19 protein-coding genes are annotated in these 16,979 nt (G+C 54.0%); 15 read left to right on the top strand and 4 right to left on the bottom strand.

Features of this window, described 5'->3' with window-relative positions:
* Positions 1-113: 113 nt before the first annotated feature.
* Positions 114-602, bottom strand: a complete 489-nt coding sequence (locus KRZ98_RS18215; protein ID WP_217674852.1) for a recombinase family protein — start codon at positions 600-602, stop codon at positions 114-116.
* 368 nt (positions 603-970) lie between these two features.
* On the bottom strand, positions 971-1,402 hold the full coding sequence (locus KRZ98_RS18220; protein WP_217674853.1) for a hypothetical protein: 432 nt from the start codon (positions 1,400-1,402) through the stop codon (positions 971-973).
* Between the two features lie 80 nt (positions 1,403-1,482).
* Between KRZ98_RS18220 and KRZ98_RS18225 the strand changes: the two genes are divergently transcribed.
* The 3 genes from KRZ98_RS18225 (at position 1,483) to KRZ98_RS18235 (ending at position 5,507) form a co-directional block, all read left to right on the top strand.
* Positions 1,483-2,916, top strand: a complete 1,434-nt coding sequence (locus KRZ98_RS18225; RefSeq protein ID WP_217674854.1) for a phage terminase large subunit — start codon at positions 1,483-1,485, stop codon at positions 2,914-2,916.
* A gap of 90 nt (positions 2,917-3,006) precedes the next feature.
* Positions 3,007-4,434, top strand: a complete 1,428-nt coding sequence (locus tag KRZ98_RS24665) for a DUF4055 domain-containing protein (protein WP_217674855.1) — start codon at positions 3,007-3,009, stop codon at positions 4,432-4,434.
* Positions 4,434-5,507, top strand: coding sequence for a minor capsid protein (locus KRZ98_RS18235; RefSeq protein WP_217674856.1), 1,074 nt, complete (start codon positions 4,434-4,436; stop codon positions 5,505-5,507). Before KRZ98_RS24665 ends, KRZ98_RS18235 begins: the two co-directional genes overlap by 1 nt.
* Here the strand turns inward: KRZ98_RS18235 and KRZ98_RS18240 are convergent.
* On the bottom strand, positions 5,499-6,083 hold the full coding sequence (locus tag KRZ98_RS18240; protein WP_217674857.1) for a hypothetical protein: 585 nt from the start codon (positions 6,081-6,083) through the stop codon (positions 5,499-5,501). The genes KRZ98_RS18235 and KRZ98_RS18240 overlap by 9 nt on opposite strands.
* A 9-nt stretch (positions 6,084-6,092) precedes the next feature.
* Positions 6,093-6,731 (bottom strand): hypothetical protein, encoded by a 639-nt coding sequence (locus tag KRZ98_RS18245; protein WP_217674858.1) that lies wholly within the window; start codon positions 6,729-6,731, stop codon positions 6,093-6,095.
* A gap of 1 nt (position 6,732) precedes the next feature.
* On the opposite strand from KRZ98_RS18245, the gene KRZ98_RS18250 reads away from it, so the two are divergent.
* The 12 genes from KRZ98_RS18250 to KRZ98_RS18305 all read left to right on the top strand — a co-directional run bounded on the left by KRZ98_RS18250 (position 6,733) and on the right by KRZ98_RS18305 (position 16,973).
* Entirely contained in the window at positions 6,733-7,389 is a 657-nt protein-coding gene (locus tag KRZ98_RS18250; RefSeq protein WP_217674859.1) for a hypothetical protein, read from the top strand.
* 150 nt (positions 7,390-7,539) lie between these two features.
* Positions 7,540-8,538: a hypothetical protein gene (locus KRZ98_RS18255; RefSeq protein WP_217674860.1), complete on the top strand. Its 999-nt coding sequence runs from the start codon at positions 7,540-7,542 to the stop codon at positions 8,536-8,538.
* Positions 8,539-8,623: 85 nt separating this feature from the next.
* A complete protein-coding gene (locus KRZ98_RS18260) occupies positions 8,624-9,025 on the top strand; it encodes a hypothetical protein (protein WP_217674861.1) in 402 nt (133 codons plus the stop codon).
* 17 nt (positions 9,026-9,042) lie between these two features.
* Positions 9,043-9,369: a hypothetical protein gene (locus KRZ98_RS18265; RefSeq protein ID WP_217674862.1), complete on the top strand. Its 327-nt coding sequence runs from the start codon at positions 9,043-9,045 to the stop codon at positions 9,367-9,369.
* Positions 9,362-9,667 carry a hypothetical protein gene (locus KRZ98_RS18270; protein ID WP_217674863.1) on the top strand — a complete coding sequence of 102 codons (306 nt, stop codon included), beginning with the start codon at positions 9,362-9,364 and terminating at the stop codon, positions 9,665-9,667. Before KRZ98_RS18265 ends, KRZ98_RS18270 begins: the two co-directional genes overlap by 8 nt.
* A gap of 9 nt (positions 9,668-9,676) precedes the next feature.
* The gene (locus KRZ98_RS18275; protein ID WP_217674864.1) at positions 9,677-10,108 is read left to right on the top strand and encodes a hypothetical protein; all 432 of its coding nucleotides are present in this window, start codon (positions 9,677-9,679) and stop codon (positions 10,106-10,108) included.
* A gap of 65 nt (positions 10,109-10,173) precedes the next feature.
* The gene (locus KRZ98_RS18280; RefSeq protein ID WP_217674865.1) at positions 10,174-11,079 is read left to right on the top strand and encodes a phage tail tube protein; all 906 of its coding nucleotides are present in this window, start codon (positions 10,174-10,176) and stop codon (positions 11,077-11,079) included.
* 122 nt (positions 11,080-11,201) lie between these two features.
* Positions 11,202-11,654: a hypothetical protein gene (locus tag KRZ98_RS18285; RefSeq protein WP_217674866.1), complete on the top strand. Its 453-nt coding sequence runs from the start codon at positions 11,202-11,204 to the stop codon at positions 11,652-11,654.
* Positions 11,655-11,674: 20 nt separating this feature from the next.
* Positions 11,675-11,989 (top strand): hypothetical protein, encoded by a 315-nt coding sequence (locus KRZ98_RS18290; protein ID WP_217674867.1) that lies wholly within the window; start codon positions 11,675-11,677, stop codon positions 11,987-11,989.
* A 42-nt stretch (positions 11,990-12,031) separates the two neighbouring features.
* Positions 12,032-15,844, top strand: a complete 3,813-nt coding sequence (locus tag KRZ98_RS18295) for a hypothetical protein (RefSeq protein WP_217674868.1) — start codon at positions 12,032-12,034, stop codon at positions 15,842-15,844.
* Between the two features lie 17 nt (positions 15,845-15,861).
* Positions 15,862-16,209, top strand: a complete 348-nt coding sequence (locus KRZ98_RS18300; RefSeq protein ID WP_217674869.1) for a hypothetical protein — start codon at positions 15,862-15,864, stop codon at positions 16,207-16,209.
* A complete protein-coding gene (locus KRZ98_RS18305) occupies positions 16,209-16,973 on the top strand; it encodes a hypothetical protein (RefSeq protein WP_217674870.1) in 765 nt (254 codons plus the stop codon). The genes KRZ98_RS18300 and KRZ98_RS18305 overlap by 1 nt, the downstream gene beginning before the upstream one ends.
* Positions 16,974-16,979: the final 6 nt, after the last annotated feature.

Consider the following 16,979-nt stretch of genomic DNA (forward strand, 5'->3'; position numbering starts at 1 on the left):
AAGGGCCATCGGTTGTTGGGGTCTCGGCTACGGGCTTCGGGCTACGCCCTCCGCCCTTCACCGACACCCCAACAACCGATTCTCATCTTGATTGTCGCTACGCTCGCATCCTGTCAGTCGCCGCGCAGGTTCGCGCCATCAGCCAGCATCTCACGCACCCTCTGAGCATCTATCGTAGCCCGCTTGCCCTTATATACGCCATTGGCCTTAGCCCGATCGATACCCTCTCGTTGACGCTCTGCGCGCAATCTCGTCTCGAACTCAGCTACACTGCCGAGGATGCCTAGCAGCAGCTTTCCGTGCGTGGTCGTGGTATCTACACCGGCCTGATCGACGCAACGGAAGCCAACGCCTCGCTCACTAAGAGTGGAGAGCATCGAATGTAGGTCGGCCATCGACCTCGCGAAGCGGTCAAGCCGAGTGACGAGCAGCACATCGCCATCGCGCACGAACTCCAAGCAAGCCTGTAATGCCTGACGGTCAGTCGAAGTGCCTGAACGCTTCTCACTGAACACCTTCTCGCACCCAGCAGCAGCCAGTCCATCGACTTGAATGGTCAGGTCTTGGTCTTCCGTGCTAACTCTCGCGTATCCAACTAACATCGTGTCACCTTTGCCTCTAGACCCGCAAAGCATGTTGTCACATGACCGGGAGAGCAACCTATAAGTGACAGTCTAGCGCAGTTGATGTGACGTAACGCAGAGGATTACCCGAATGTGACAGCGCAGTTGAATAGCGATCCCCGTAGGCGCCCTGTAAGCCCCTACAAGGCGAAGGGGCAGCGTGACAGCTAAGCGGTCGGCGTGGTGTGCGAGCGACGCTCTACGGGCATCAGTGACAGGAGGAATTGGAGGGGCACTATATACCCCTCTCGGGCGCTTGGACCGGGTGTGGGGCTAGCGGACTATTTTCTACCTTCCAAAAACACCACTCGGCGTTCTCAGATTTTTTCTCCACCTTCCAAAAGCACCTATTTGCTACCCGACTTTGTAGATGCGACTTTTCCCAAAGCCTCCTGTCGTAACGCCTTCTTGTGACTTTCAAGAAATTCCTTCGCCTGCTCAACTGATATGTTCAATTCATCGGCTTCACCCGCTAACTGGACTGAGGCAAGCATCTTGTACTCAAAATCGCTGCAAGCACCCATTGCGGCATCGGCTAAATCGCCCAACGGTTCATTGAGAGTTGCAAACTCTTCCGACTTCTTCGTCACACACAATGACCAACCCAGAAAACTCATCTTGGTCAGCTTATTGGCGAACTCCTTAGTCTCAACTGTGTGAGCGTCTGGTCCTTTCAACCGAGCCGACAACTGAGCTTGCAAGCCCAAGATAGTAGATGACGCTTTAGCGGTGTCGAAATTAGATGGCGTGGTAGCCAGCAATAAGAGTGCGAAAATCATATTGGCCCCCGGAGTGGTCAGCGATTGTATCAGGATGTGGTCAATCACCAAGGACTTTGTTGTCTGCCTCTAAATAGCAGATGGCAGGAGAGGCAAAACAAACTAAGGGCATCCGTCCCAACTTCGATGGTTTCAATGAGGACCAATGGTCCGCATACAAACTCGCGACTACTGACGGCAATAAGTTCCACCTCTTCTATGGTGGCGCTGGTTCAGGCAAAAGCTGGCTTATTTTGTTCATTGTGTTGCTGCGCGCCATTCGTGCGAGGAACACTCGTCATGCGATCTTCCGACTAACCCGCAATTCCTGTGAGCAGACGCTTTTCAATAAGACGCTCTACGAAGTCCTAGATGCTGGCTTTCCCGGCCTTCGCGAACAGATCGAAGCCAAGGGCGGCTTTCATCACTCTAAGCTGATGGTCACTCTGCCCAATGGCAGTGAAATCTACTTCAACGGATTGGATGAGAACCGAACTTCAAAGGTGCTTGGTGACGAGTTCAATACGGTCTGGCTCAACGAGTGTAATGAGGACGGACTAGGTTACGCTCAGGTTTCAACACTAATGTCTCGACTTCGTATGAGGTCAACCACGGAAGATGGCGCTCTTCTCAAGAACAAGATGTTCTTCGATTGTAACCCGCGCTTCTACAGCGACTGGGAATACAAAGCCTTCATTCTTCATGTGAACCCCGAAGATGGCGACGCAATGCCGCGTGAGCATCAGTGGGTATCTCAGAAGCTACGAACCGAATCCAACATCGACAACCTGTCTCCTGATTACGTGGAAGGCATGGAGACAATGGGCGCTGGCGCTCGTCGTCGTTACCTTGAGGGTGAATGGTCCGACGAGAACACGAATGCTCTCTTCATTGAGAAGCTATTTGTCGATTATCGTATTCCGCGACCTGAAACGGTCAATAGGCCTGCGTTGGTTCTCGCGATGTTAGCCGAACAAGGGATCGAACTAAACCGCATCACCGTTTGTAGTGACCCTGCTACAAAGGGTAATGTGAAGAACGATCTTCATGGTATCACGGTTCAGGGTAAAGCCGGTTATGGGAAAGATGCTCACGCCTATGTACTAGCCGACTATAGCTGTCATGGCTCGCCTATCGAAGTCTGCGACATCATCGCAAAGGCTTACAAGGAATGGGGCGCAAGTCGCGTTGTGATGGAAGATAATGCCGGTGGACGTTGGTTAGAATCAACCATCATTCAGCATAGCCCTCATCTACCGTTGAAGTTCGTAAATGCCAATACAAGGACTGGCGACAAGACTGCCCGCGCAGAGCCTGTTGCAGGTATGTATGAACAGGGCAAAGTCCATCACGTTGGGACATTCAGAGAACTTGAAGCGCAAATGTGCGATTGGGGTAGCCCGGCAAGCCGTAAGAAATCTCCTGACCGCATGGACGCAGTTGTCTGGGGCATAATCGAACTTCTCGATCTGCATCAGGAAGCAAAGCCCGATCCAAGTGGTGGTGCTGCATCCCGCTACAGGCGTCTCCGCTAATCACCTCGAATAAATAGGCGAGCAGTGCCGTGCGCTGCTGTTTTGTCGCGTCAGTGACGCACCCCTTAATGCCATTGGCAGAGGATCACAGTGCCTATCGAAGACATTTTTTCAGCGACCCAAGAGATTGCGAAATGCCACCCTCGTTTTGACCGTAACCGAGACTTCGCAGACGGCGAAGATGCCGTGAAGGCGAAAGAGAAAACCTACCTTCCAGCAGCGAACCCAGCCGACGAATATGAGACTTACAAGTCCCACTTGTTCCGCACTCGCTTTTTCCCTGCGGCAACGAAAACGCTGCAAGGCTGGGTCGGCTTAATCAAGCGCAAGCCAGACCAGCTAAACACATCCAGCGCGATCATCACGACGCTCTGTCAGTTGCTCACCCCGGACTACCTCACATCGGAAGAACTTACCGAATGGGTTATCCGCGAGACACTGATTACCAATTTCACTGGCTTGCTGGTCGATCACCCAAGCAAGGACGGCTTTACTGGCCTGAGCGCCGCAAACGCTATAGAACAAGGCTATCGCCCCTACGTTGCGGGCTATACTGGCGAGAGCATTCTTGAACTGCGCCCCGGCCTCGTCGGCGGCAAGCGCCAGCTTGTTCGCGTGAGGCTCCTTGAAGATGATGGCAACACCGTTCGCGAACTGATGGTCAACAGCGGCGTTTATCAGGTTCGTCTATGGCACAGAGAAAACGACCAGATCGTCGCCGGTCCGATCTACACGCCGCTGGTCAACGGCAAAGCTCTGGGCGAAATTCCGTTCGTGCTGGTCAGCACATCGGACAAGCTGTCGCCGCAACCGTCGCTGTTGCAGCATGTCGTAGATCTCAATCTACAGCTTTATATCCAGCAGGGCTTGCTTTCCAACGTCCATTACACCCTGAGCGCGCCGATCCCCACTATTCGTGGCATCGCACCGAAGAAGGACAAGGACGGCAATTACGTCCTCGATGACGAAGGCAATCTGCAATTCCCAGAATTCCCGGTCGCACCCGGTAGCTTGTGGCTATTCGAAAGTAAGGACACGATAGCCGAATATCTGGAATTCAAGGGCCAAGGCGCTGCCACGCTCGAAAACAGCGTGAAGGAAATTAAAGACGAACTCCGCATTGCCGGTCATTCCATTGTCGCACCGGACAAGCCTGCGCCTGAGGCACCCGAAACACAAATGATCTACCGTGCGGCGGAAATGGCGATCCTCGCCAGCTTTGCGCGCACCATTTCGGGCAAGGTCGAACGTGCCTTGAAGCTATTTGCCCGCTGGGCTGATCCAGCAGCCGAAGCCGATCTGGCCTTTGCTGTTAATCAGGACTTTGTGCCTCAAAGCCTCACGCCGCAGGCCATCGCCGCAATTCAGGGACTGTGGCAGGCTGGTGCTATCACACATGAGCAATTGCTGTTTTGCTTGCGTGATGGCGAGGTGCTGTCACCGGCACTGGACGTTCAGGCGGAAATCGAAGCCACGAAGGTCGAGGCCGCTGATAGGCCAACTGCTGGGCTGCTCTAATGCCCAGCGTCAACGAAGACCTACAAGACCGTGCGGTTCAGCACGCCATAGCGATCAGCCGCTATGGCGCTGGCCTTTCGGATCGCATCGTCAAATTGCTCAACAGCGCTGACGACGAGATTGTCGCCAAGACCGCGCAGCGGATCGCCCTCATTGACGAACGCGGCTACGATCTAGGCCCGAATTCCACGAAGCGCCTGCTTGCGCTGCTCGATGAAATCCGCGTCCTCAACAGCGCCATTTATGACGAGCTGCATGACAGCCTGGCCGACGAGCTAAACAGCTTCGCGACGGCGGAAGCCGGGTTCCAGAAGGCTGCGCTTGATACAGCACTCGTAGTGGACATCGGCACTAAACTGCCCGGTCCAGCGCGGTTGAAAGCGATTGTTGAAGAAACGCCCATGGAGGGCCGGCTACTCAAAAGCTGGACCACCGGCATGGAGCAAGGCCGCATTGATCGTATCAGCAGCGCAATCAGGCTGGGGATGGTTCAGGGCGAAGGCACGGACGCGATCGTTCGCCGCATCAAAGGCACGAAGGCCGCTCGATATACCGATGGCGTTTTGGATATTAGCCGTCGATCCGCGCAGTCGATTGTCCGCACCTCCGTCAATCATGTCAGCAATGTAGCGGCTCAGGAAACGTGGAAGGCGAATAGCGATGTCGTCAAAGCGTGGCAGTTCCTCGCGACACTTGATACGCGGACCACGATAGGCTGCGGGAGCCTAGATGGAAAGACATTCCCCATTGGTGAAGGTCCGATACCGCCGCGTCATATCCGATGTCGTTCTATCAGCGTTGCTGTGACGAAGAGCTTTCGCGAACTTGGCCTAGACATTGACGAACTGCCTAAGTCGGCCCGCGCCAGCATGGACGGTCAGGTTGCTGATGCTCCACGATTTGCGGAATGGCTGAAACGTAAAGGCACTGACATGCAGGATAAGATGCTTGGGCCAACTCGCGCAGAGTTATTCCGCTCAGGTAAGCTGGACCTAGACCAGTTCGTCCGGGGCGACGGCTCGCTCTACACGCTCGACGAGTTGCAAAAGCGATACTCAGACATTTTAGGCTAAACCGTCTAGCTTTTTTGCGAGCTTCGGGCGTATGATATTGGGCACATAGTGAAAGCCGGTCATGGTGGAAGCACCCATGACATACTGAACCTCCATGTTCAGATATGCCATATTCTGCATCACTTCGACAAAGAACCGAGCCTGATCCTTCACTGTGATCATGTCCAAGTGATAGAGGGACATTTGGTCCATTTCTACAGGGTCATTCCGCGAAGCTAGTTCCTCAATGTCGATGTAGCAAAGCTTATCTGACCCCGCGTGAAGCCAGTTGGTATGAGCATACTGATTGCGGATTTTGAGGCAGAACCGCATGTGACCAAGCGTATCCTCATACCTCTGCTTGACCTTATCATCAATCCGATTGCGGATCATGCCATCTGCAATGTCGATCCGTGCTGTCTCTCCTCTGAGCCGATAGAGCGTCTTTACTGCAATATCCAAATCCTCAATGGCATGACTCACCAGCAGACAAAGCATCCACTCCAATTCGCCATACTCGATAACCATACGGCCAACTAAGTCGCCTTCTTCTTTGAAGCGATCAAACGGTAGGGGCATGTAGAGTTTAACAGCCATGGCTTATTCCTAACCGAACGGCCTTGAGCTTTTGATGACTGCGACCGGGCCACCTCGCCCGTAATGCTGATCGTCAATCGCGGTCAGGTGCAATGTGCGTTTGTGGATCAGATAATTCCCGTGGATCAGCACGGAAAGCTCAACGTCTGCGCGAAGTGGTCCTTTGCGTTCATCTGGGTATTCGATGAACATGCAGCCGCGATATATCCCGCTGTTGTCATACTCGCGCAGCGATACAGCGTTGTACCGGACGCTCTCACCTAGTCCATCTGGCCGACATTCATTTGCTCCGTGTTCACCACCCGCAAACAGGCCCTTGTAGATGCGGGCGTCGGTGGGCGATTTGAGCCACATGCTCACACCTACGGCATAATTCTGGAATTCCGGAGTGTAAGCAATAACCACCTCCAGACCACCCGTATCAGACCGGCGGCACTCGATGCCCAGTCGCGCGGCCTCTTCCCGCCGACGGTTTAGTCGCCTCTCATTCCACGGCACGAACACCGCGATAGCCGTGGAAAACACTATCGCCGCTGCGCTTAGGTACGCTTGTGCCCATGCTGCTGCATCTGCCCCCATCTGGTCCCCACTAAATACGAATGCTTCCAAGTGGAAGTAACCGAGAACGCCAGTGGCGGGAAGGATCAAAATGACTACAGAAAATAAGACTGCCGATGCAGGCAGCGAAACCATCATCACCAATGACGGTGCAGATCTTCAATCTGAGATTGAAAAGCTGAGAGCAAAGAACAAGGAACTTCTAGCTGAAAAGCAGAAGGCCAAAATCAAGGCTCAGGAAGCCCAAGATGCAGCCGATGAAGCACAGACGCAAGCAGCAGAACGCAGCGGCGACATTGAAGCTCTGAAAGCGCTTCACACCAAAGAATTGCAAAAGCTGCAAGCGAAGCTGGAAGCAGCCGACGGCGATCTAAAGACTATTCGCGTCGATAACGAACTTACCCGCGCATACAATGAGACTGGACGCCCTGAACTTGCAGAGCAGTTTATCGCTTGGGCAAAAAGCCGTGTTCAGTATGAGAATGGCAACGCGACCGCAGATGGAGTTCCGCTAGGCGAGTTCGTAGGCAACTATCTGGGTAGTGAAATCGGAGGACACTTTCGACGTGTTGCTGACAACAGTGGCTCTGGTGCTACCGGCAGCGATGGCAGTAAGGCGTTTCCGATGAATGCGTCCAATTGGGACAACACCAAGTTCATGGAATACGCCTCGCAAGACCCGGCATCCGCAAGGGCAATGGCTCTAGCAGCGGGAAAGCGCACACTAGCAAACAGCATCGACGGATAACGACGACATAGAGCCAGTGTGAACACCCACACTGGCTCTCATAATAAATAGAGGACAGCAAGCCAAAGCGTCCTTCGGGTCGGGCTTGTTAGTCCGGCATCTCCTTAGCGTGTGTCGGTTGAAATCGACAACCCATAAGGAGAATACTCCATGGCTTATACACAGCTAACTGATACAATTAAGGCGCAACCAAAAGTGTTCGCCGCTCTGGTTGCCGAAGCAGCAACCGATCTTTCTAAGTTCCGTCAATCCGGTATCGTTTCTAGCAGTCCTTATTGGGATAGCCGCGCAGTCGGTGAAGGCTTTGAAACTACTGTTCGTAGCTGGGCTCCCCTGTATCTTGGTGCAGAAGCATCGTCAGGTGACGATAGCGACAATGAGATTGTCGCTCGTAAAGTAACTGCTAAGAACCTGATTGCTCGCCGCTTTCACCGTGTTCTCGCATACGCCGCTGCTGACATCGTTCAGGACGCAATCGGCGCAGACCCACTAGAGTACGCAGCAGGCCAGTTGGCTCGCCTGTGGGTGGACGATGAAGAACTTATGCTTCTCGCTATGTTGAAGAGCATTGAAACCGTAGGCGCAGGCCAGTTTGTTAAATCGGCAAGCCGCTCCACTGGCACCATCGACGATACTAACAAGCTGAACCCGAAGACCATGCTTTCCTCGAAGAACGCTCTAGGAGACTTCGGCGATAACATCAGGACATGGGTCATCCACTCCGACGTTTACACAAACCTCCAGATGCTTGAACCAAACGCATTCGTTCCGCTTTCTCAGACTTCGGTCGATATCTACCGTTATCTGAACAAGTACAATGTGATCGTCACTGATCGCGTTGGCAAAGACACGACCCTACCAGCATATCCAGTCTACACCAACTATGCGTTCGGTGATTCTGTGTTCGGCTATGGCAACGGCGGTGGTTCTGCTGTCGTGGTTCGTGACGAACTAAAGGGCATGGGCTGGGGTCAGGAAACCATCGTGTCGCGTTCGACAAAAATCCTGCATCCTATGGGCTTCGACTGTAAGGCAGTTCCAGCTAACGGCGTCTCGCTTACTAATGCGGAAATTGCTGCAACTGGTTCGTTCACTCTATCGGCAGAACGCAAGTCCGTTCCGCTGGTGATCGTCAAGACCAACGGCTGATCAGCAACACTCACAGATACCGGCTCTAGAAACAGAGCCGGTATCTTTTTGGGCTGACTAAATAACAAAATGAAAGGGAGGCCCAATGCCAGTTACACTAGATCAGGTTGATACCTACCATGCGGAACGCGGCAATACCGATTGGGCCGCTATTTCAGAGGTGCCTAAGCGTAATTCGCTTCTGCTCAAAGCCCTCGATTATGTGGAAGGCAATTATGCTCCACTAGTTGCGGACGCAGAGGAAACACCACGCTACCTTATGGCTGTCGCACTTCTGGCTCTTCGCATATCTCAGAAGCCCGACACGGATGCGGCCCAGCCGACCGTAAAGAGTGAGAAGAAGGAAATGAGGGGGATGAAGAAGGAAGTCGAGTATTTCGAACCTGCTTCGCTTGATCCCTTTCCCGGCGTCACAAAGCTGATTGCTCCACTACAGAAACCCGCTTTTGTTGCGCCATCCGTCAGCTTCGGAAAGCTGGTCCGCTAATGTCGTTCTATCAGGACATGGCTGATCTGGCCGCTGAGTGCCTTGAAGAATTTGGCGAACCCGCGACCTTATCGCGTGAGACAGTCACGTTCGACAAGAAGACGGGCAGGCGCACCGCCGTTGTGGCCGCTCCGGTCAATACACTCGCGGTCGTAGATGACATGGAAGTCCTAGATGATAACTTGGGCCGCGATGTGATCCGCACTGTCGCGACGATGCTTCATAAGCCTGATGTCAATGACAAGCTGACTATGGGCGACCGCACTTGGATAATTGGCAAAGTGACCACTATCCAGCCAACCACGCTCGCTGTCATTCATTTTGCAGAGGTGACGAATGCTTAAAATCGATATCTCCGACTTAATCAACAAGACACCGGCTATCAGCAAGATGGTTGAACAGAAGGTCGTTGATGTGGCTGCAAAAGTCACACTTGATGTTCACGCCAATGTGGTCATCGCGTCCCCTGTGGATACCGGCGAGTTTCGCGGGAAGTGGACTGTAGAGACGCCGACTAAGCCCTTTGAGAACGGCAAGGTCGAGAACACCACTCCATACGGACCGGAATTGGTCAACGGCCATTCCGATCAAGCGCCCAAGGGCTGGATCGATAACGCGGTTCTTGCCGCCACCCGACTTTAAGGAGAACCGATGATATATTTAGACGTAGATGATTTGAACGCCCGTTTCTGGACTTGCGAACTAAGTTACAAGAACGATGATGGTGAGACTGTTGTTCTCCTTGATAGCCAGAAGCTAGTTGAGAACCAGTCAGACGAAGAACTTGACGCTACTCTGCCGTATGTCCGTTGGACCATCGATCCCGGTGCAAGCGTTCAGAAGGTCAATACTGGCCCGCATATGTTCAAAAGTGTCGGCACTGCCTATTTGCAGGTCTTCATTCCCAATGGCATGGGGACCGGCGCAGCAACCGACTTGGTTGAATGCTTCCATGCCCACTTCCGAAAGTATCGTAGCGCAGACACCTGCTTGCGCGTTCTTTCTACCGATCAGCGTAAGGGCAACGACAAGAAGTCCTATATGGTTGTGGCTTCCTTCGCCTACGAAAGCAATCGCTCCTGACACAGCAATAAATACAGGCAGGAGCCTGTTTTTGCGGCTCGCTAGTTTAACAACAAGGAGACCGCATGGCACTCGTTAGCTCATCTGATATTCTGTCCAGCATCATTGCTGAGACGACTTTTGGCACTACGCCAACTGCAACTGCAACCCGTTACGAATTTCCACTAGGGGTGGATGCAGCACTTCTGACTGCCGCTGCCACGACCATCGCAAGCCCAACCAAGCGCCCTAACCGCGCAAGCAACGGCTCGCGTCGTGGCATGGTCAATCCAGAAGGCTCGCTCGACATTCGTTTCCAGCGTCACGCCTTCATGGACATTCTGCTTCAATCGGCTCTGTCCGGCACGTTCGCAACGAACGTCCTAAAGGCTGGCACCACCGATAGCAGCTTCTCGATCATTCATAAGCTGGCTCCTGATATGTATAAGACCTTTGCTGGCAACATGGTCACCGGCTTCTCGATTTCTACCAGCGGCAATGAAGAGGTATCCAGTTCGTGGAACCTGATCGGCGCGAGCGTTACTAATAGCGCGACTGATAGTGCTCTCGCTGTGACCGCCATCACCGGCACGACTGAGTTCATCGCGTCGGAAGTCCAGAGCATCAGCGTTGCAGGCCAGACACTCGCTGTTGCACAGATTGATTTTGAAACCACGCTGGACCGCACCCGTCGCCCGGTCGTCGGTTCCAATGTCGGCCTCGCATTCGGCGTCAACGGCCTTCGTGATACGACGATCACAGTCAGGGCATATCGCGAAAGCCTCGCCATCGACAGCGCGATCACTGGATTGGCTCAGCCAGTCAGCTTCGACATCGGCGGCACCGGCAGCGGCTATCGCTTCCAAGCCCCTGCTGCATACGGCGATATTCCCGTTGATAGCATGAGCGACGGTTCGGCTTTCGTGACCATCACCTTCAAGCCGGGTTACGACGCAACTGCTGGCACCGATCTGGTCATCACCAAGCTATAAACCTCAGAGAGCTACTTCTTCTCTCTTCTCTCTGTAGCTCTCGGCGGCTCTGGGCTTAGGCTCAGGGCCGTTCCCATGTCTGCATAAATACCATGCCTATTAGAAACTATAAGGGAGAAGACATGGCAAAGAATGAAACTACGACCGAAGAGAACTTCGGCTTTGATATCCCAACTCGTTATGATGCTGATGTTGCAGTCGAGGGCGTATGGACGCCGCCTGTATTGGACGAACACGATCAGCAGTATGGCGAGTTCAAGCTACTGATGTTCGACACTGACAACCCAGCCATCAAGAAGGCTCAGGAAAAGGTCAGGATCAAGAACGAGAAGGCTGTTCGCTTGAAGCAGGTTACGAATGATGATCTTGCGCTTGAAGTGTTCCTAGAAGCCATCTTGCTCGATTGGAAGGGCGTCAAGAAGGGTGGCGTCGAAGTGCCTTACAGTAAGGAAGTCGCGAAGCAGTATTTTTCCGTTCCGGCTATCCGTAAGGTCGTATTTCCTGAACTGCTCGAATTTGCGATCAATGTGCGCAACTACGGTACTCCTGACAAGGATGAAGTAGCGGGAAACTAATAGAGGCTCTGACCTGGAGTATGCGCGACGATCTTGCGCTACTCCAGAAAGGGGCCGCTGCTGGGAACACATTTGCTATCAAGGCACTCGCGGACCAACCGACTATCGACTGGCCTTGGTTCTGGTGGGCGTTCCATGAACTATCAACGGATCGTCCAGCAACTCAGGGTGCGCTTTTGCCAATTCCATACAACGCCATTCGAAGCATGGCCAACGATTGGAACTTGCGAGGCAAAGCCCGCTCCGACTTCCACTACATCATCCGACAATTGGACAATCATGTTCTCGCAAAAGCACGTGAGCAGTCCGAGAAGGCAATGAAGTCCAAGCCCTAGCACCAACTAAATAACGGGAACCTCTCATAAGAAGGAGAACCCGTGGCAGACGCACAAGCAGTCATTAGAATTAATATCGAGGCTGCTGGTGCAGAGAGCGGCGCTCGTCGCGTCAATCAGGCCATCGGTTCGGTCGGCAAATCATCGAAGGTCGCTGGCGCGGCCAACGATAATCACGCCAAGTCTGTAGATCGTCTCACTCGCGCGATGAATGACAATGCCAAGGCCGGTGGTGCCGTTGGCAAGGTCGTTGAGGACATCAGCGGTCGCTCTGCTGCCGCCATCCCCGTCGTCGGCAATCTCGTTTCCAAGCTACTGTCCATGGGTCCGGTCGCTGCCATCGTTGGCGCGGTCGCACTCAGCATGGGTGCTATCGCTGTCGCGGCGGTCAACGCAGCGGCAAAGGTAGAAGTCTGGAAAGCAAATCTGCTGACCATGACGAAAAGCACGGAAGCCGCTGACGCTGCATATCGTGAACTGGTCGCCTTCGGCAATAACACCCCCTTTTCGACTGAGCAGTCCGTCAACAGCTTCATCAAGATGCGCGCTCTGGGTCTAGCGACCTCGACCGATATCATGACCAGCTTCGGTAATACCGCGTCCGCGATGGGCAAAGATATGTCGCAGATCACGGAGGCTGTTGCGGACGCCACTACTGGTGAGTTTGAACGCCTTAAGGAATTTGGCATCAAGGCCAGCACCGAGGGCAACAAGGTCAAGTTCACTTTCCAAGGCGTGACCACCACAGTCGCTAAGAACGCCACCGAAATTCAGAAATACATCGTCGGCATCGGGAATACGCAGTTCGGCGGCGCAATGGCGCGTCAGATGGCCACGGCATCCGGTGCCTTCGCGCAGTTCGAAGATCAGATTTTCAACACACTCGCGGCCATGGGCGATGGCGTCCTGAATAAGACGGTCGGCAAGGTCACGAACGCGGTGTCTGCTGGCCTTGACGCTATCACGCCACTCCTATCGGGCATCATGGATGTCGTCGGCGGCATATTGTCCTTCGTCGTTGATATCGGCGGCGGCCTGCTTTCGATGTGGGTTGGCGGTGAGCAAGGCGCTTCTGGCTTTAAGGGCGCGCTCGATAATGTCGCGGTCGGCTTTAAGTTCGTCGGTGAGTGGGTTGCGATGGTCGGTAAGGTCATCGGGAGCGTCATGGGCTTTGCCGGTGACATCATCGGCATGGTCGCTGGTGGCATCCGTAGTGCGTTCGGTGCAGCGTTCGACTGGCTCATGCCCGCTACGCAATCGACGGGTCAGAGCATGGGCGAAAGCCTCGTTGGCATCCTACGCGCAGCGCAGTTCGTTGCTGGCCAACTTCCCAATATCTTCAAGGTCGCATTGGCAGAATTGAAGGCCACGTTCATGCAGACCGGCGCAGCGTTGGCCGCTGCCCTGACCGGTGACTTTTCCAAATTCGATAAAGTCGACCTGTCGTTTAGCCGCACACAAAAGGTCGCCGGTGCCGTGTTCAATGGCGCAGGGCGCGTTCAGCAGGACCAGAAAGGCAACCGCAAATGGATTGATGAAGCCGCAGGCCGATCCGGCAAGGGCAACAGCGACTACGCCGCCATGGGCAAAGATAAGCCGTCTCCTGACAAAAAGAAGGATAGCGGCGCAAGCGAAGCTGAGAAGCGCGCCAAAGCGGAAAAGGAGTTCTGGGACACTCTCAAGAACGAAGCCGCCACGGTCGAACTGCTCGGCATCAAGGCAGAGGATTATAAGAAGCAGTTAGAGCTACAGAAAATCCTTGGTCGTGATTTGAATGACGCGGAGACAAAGCGTCTCGGCTCTGCGACCCAGCTTGTCCGCACCAATAAATTCCTGGCCGATGCTGCTCAGGCGCATATCGATGCCGTAAACGATGCCGGGATCTCGGAGGAACTGACAAAGAAGCGCGTAGCCGGTCTGACGAAGGACCAGCTTGAGCAAGAGCGCGGCGTTCTGGAGTTCCGCAACAAGGCTCAGGCACAGGGCTTGGACCTGCAAAGCGCAGCGTATCAGGCAGCGGAGAAGGCTCTTCGCACCGATCTTGCCCGTGTGGACGCGAACAAGCTGCTTAACCAGCAATTGGATCGCGCAACCGATCTGGCCGAACAGTATAGCGCCACATATCGTAAGGGTCAGGCAGACAAGCAGAACGCGACTGATCGTGCCGCGCTAGAAGTGGGCCGCGCAAATGGCACCATCAGCGAAAAGGTCTATAAGGAAATCACCAGCGGCCTGGCCCGTGCCGCGCTTGAGACAGCCAACCAGTTCCGTGACGAGTTCGGTCAGCGCATCGAAGCGCTAGGCGATCATTTCAGCGGTAAGTTCGGCGCTGCCATCAATAAGGCTGGCCTTGCCATTCAGGGCATCGCTGCTGCTGCATCGGGTAAGAACTTCGGCGGTCTGGGCGCAATCGGCGGTCTGATGGATGTCTTTGGCCGCAAGTTGGATGGTAGCCTGAACGGCTTGGGAGATACATTCTCGAAGGGCGTCGGCTCGTTTGGGGAGAAGCTGTTTAGCAAGGACACTTTCACCAAGCCGCTATCCAGCATGTCCAGCAGCTTCGGGGACTTCAAAAAGTCCTTCGGTAGCATGTTCGGCAAGAACGGCGACTTCATGGCCGGTTTGGGTAATGTCCTCGGCAACGCTGCTGGTGGCGCGCAGCTTGGCGGCGCAGTCGGCTCGATGCTCGGCTTGAATGGGACAGGCTCATCGGTCGGCGGTGCGCTTGGTGGCGCTCTGGGTGGCCCGTTAGGATCGCTGGCCGGCTCGCTAATCGGCGGCGCATTGGGCGGTCTGCTGAAAAAGGCCAAGTGGGGAACGGCCAGCATCGTGAATGGTCAGATGACCACCGCAGGCAACAAGGACGCTTATAAGGACAATGCCAGCGCAGCAGGCACGACGATCATGTCCACACTGGATAATATCGCATCGCAGCTTGGCGCTGATGTCGGCAATTATAACGTCTCGCTCGGCCAGTATAAGGGCAAGTGGCGCGTCAGCGGTTCGGGCAAGACCGGCAAGCTCAAGGGCGGCGATGTTCAGGACTTCGGTAAGGATGGCGCAGAAGCAGCACTTCGTGCCGCAATCTCTAACGCGATCAGTGACGGCGCAATCGCCGGTGTAAAGGCTTCGACCAATGCACTGCTCAAGGCAGGCAGCGACATTGAGGCCCAGCTACAGAAGGCTTTGACATTTGAAAACGTCTTCAAGGAACTGAAGAGCCGCGTCGATCCGGTCGGCGCTGCGCTGGATGCACTCGGCTTGGAGTTTAAGAACCTCACAAAGATATTCAATGAAGCAGGCGCAACTAGCGAGGAATATGCCCAGCTAGAACAACTTCGCACATTGAAGCTACAGGACATCATCAAGGAACAGACCAGCGGCCTGCGCGACATTCTGGACAAGCTGAACGGCGAAGCCAGCGGCAAGTCTGCAATGGTGATGTTCACTGAAGACATGGACAAGTTCAAGAACTATCAGGCCGATGCACTGGCAGGCAAGCAAGTCGATCAAACCGCTTATACCTCGCTAGTTGATAAGCTCCTTGGCAATGGCCAGTCCATCTACGGCATGAACTCCAAAGAATATCAGGCTCTCATTGCAGACTTGAAGTCCACAACGGGTGGCTTCCTGACTAACGTCGAAACGGCTCTCAGCGGCGTAAACAACGGCGCGGATATGTCGGCAGCGCTCAACAACCAAACGAACGCGATCACGGCAAACCAGACGCTACAGAATGACTACCTCGCTCAAATCCTACAGGAGTTGAAAGCGACCGGCATCGGCGGTCTTGTCACCTACATCAACGGCAAGCCCAATTACAGCGCCGTCAACGGCAAGCTGCAATATAACTAAGGGGGATAAGTAACTGCATGGCAATAGATGCAAACAGAGCTTCCTTCATCAAGAAGGAATATCGATGGGATGTCAGAGAGGACACCTCCATCACCGACAAGAATGCTCGTGACGAGCAGTTCCCAGCGAATGTCGATCCCACGACAGCAAGTCAGCTTGCGACGCTCATCCGCGATCAGAACAAGGCGGCGCGCATCTTCTCCGTGAAGATCGACACCTACATGACGCTGGATGACTTCATTGCAGAGGTGCCGCGCCATATCCCGAATATACCGGATTATGCCACTGATGGCCGCACGTTCCGCGTTCTGAGTTTCACTGCCTCGCTCAACAGCGGCGTTACTGAAGCGAGGTTGCACGGGTAATGGCTACAGTTCTATGCTCTCCCCGCATTTTTGCCGTTAGCTCATCCACATCGGCCAGCAACGCGCCTGCCTCAAATCTCAATCTCGATCATCCTTCGATGGTCTGGCGCTCCGCGAACCTGACTTCCGTGCAGATCACCGTGCAGCTTGGCGCTGGGTCATGGGATACAATCGCACTCGTCAAAAACAATCTGCGCGCAACCGATACCGTTCGCATTCGCGCAGCTTCCACGGCAGCAGCGACAACATCAGGTCCGACCTACGACAGCGGCAACTTCTTCGCTTTCAGTGGAGCGGCCAACAGCCTTGGTAGCATTACGTTTCTCACTCTAAGTGGTACGCGCAGCGAGACGTTTGTCCGAATTGATATCACCAGTACCGGCAATCCCGCTGGCTTCGTGGAAGCTGGCCGATTGATTATTGGCAAGCGTATTGAAGAAGATGGCATTGACCTGAACGCAGAACACAACTTCGAAGATACAAGTCAGAACACGCCGTATCGCGGCTTTGACGCCATTGATCCCTTCGATGTTAAAACATCATGGAAGTTCACAATCGGCTACATCAAGGAAGCTAGTTATTGGCAGAACTGGTTCCCCTTTTTACGCGATGTCGGAATGAAGAAAACCGTGCTGTTCGTGCCTGACCGAGATAGTGCATACTTGCAAAGTGAAACCGTTTTCGGTCGCATCATTAGCATGGCCAAGGGCAGTCCAGTTAGTTCGGATTTTTACAAGTTGGAACTCTACGTCCGAGAAATCTAAGGTCTG

Origin of the sequence: Sphingobium sp. AS12 (assembly GCF_019097845.1) — a bacterium.
GTDB lineage: Bacteria > Pseudomonadota > Alphaproteobacteria > Sphingomonadales > Sphingomonadaceae > Sphingobium.

Bases quoted from the DNA above. Each gene is read 5' to 3' on its own strand.
- KRZ98_RS18215 (WP_217674852.1), bottom strand. From the start codon at position 602: ATGTTAGTTGGATACGCGAGAGTTAGCACGGAAGACCAAGACCTGACC.
- KRZ98_RS18220 (WP_217674853.1), bottom strand. From the start codon at position 1,402: ATGATTTTCGCACTCTTATTGCTGGCTACCACGCCATCTAATTTCGAC.
- KRZ98_RS18225 (WP_217674854.1), top strand. From the start codon at position 1,483: ATGGCAGGAGAGGCAAAACAAACTAAGGGCATCCGTCCCAACTTCGAT.
- KRZ98_RS18235 (WP_217674856.1), top strand. From the start codon at position 4,434: ATGCCCAGCGTCAACGAAGACCTACAAGACCGTGCGGTTCAGCACGCC.
- KRZ98_RS18240 (WP_217674857.1), bottom strand. From the start codon at position 6,083: ATGGCTGTTAAACTCTACATGCCCCTACCGTTTGATCGCTTCAAAGAA.
- KRZ98_RS18250 (WP_217674859.1), top strand. From the start codon at position 6,733: ATGACTACAGAAAATAAGACTGCCGATGCAGGCAGCGAAACCATCATC.
- KRZ98_RS18255 (WP_217674860.1), top strand. From the start codon at position 7,540: ATGGCTTATACACAGCTAACTGATACAATTAAGGCGCAACCAAAAGTG.
- KRZ98_RS18260 (WP_217674861.1), top strand. From the start codon at position 8,624: ATGCCAGTTACACTAGATCAGGTTGATACCTACCATGCGGAACGCGGC.
- KRZ98_RS18265 (WP_217674862.1), top strand. From the start codon at position 9,043: ATGGCTGATCTGGCCGCTGAGTGCCTTGAAGAATTTGGCGAACCCGCG.
- KRZ98_RS18270 (WP_217674863.1), top strand. From the start codon at position 9,362: ATGCTTAAAATCGATATCTCCGACTTAATCAACAAGACACCGGCTATC.
- KRZ98_RS18275 (WP_217674864.1), top strand. From the start codon at position 9,677: ATGATATATTTAGACGTAGATGATTTGAACGCCCGTTTCTGGACTTGC.
- KRZ98_RS18280 (WP_217674865.1), top strand. From the start codon at position 10,174: ATGGCACTCGTTAGCTCATCTGATATTCTGTCCAGCATCATTGCTGAG.
- KRZ98_RS18285 (WP_217674866.1), top strand. From the start codon at position 11,202: ATGGCAAAGAATGAAACTACGACCGAAGAGAACTTCGGCTTTGATATC.
- KRZ98_RS18290 (WP_217674867.1), top strand. From the start codon at position 11,675: ATGCGCGACGATCTTGCGCTACTCCAGAAAGGGGCCGCTGCTGGGAAC.
- KRZ98_RS18300 (WP_217674869.1), top strand. From the start codon at position 15,862: ATGGCAATAGATGCAAACAGAGCTTCCTTCATCAAGAAGGAATATCGA.
- KRZ98_RS18305 (WP_217674870.1), top strand. From the start codon at position 16,209: ATGGCTACAGTTCTATGCTCTCCCCGCATTTTTGCCGTTAGCTCATCC.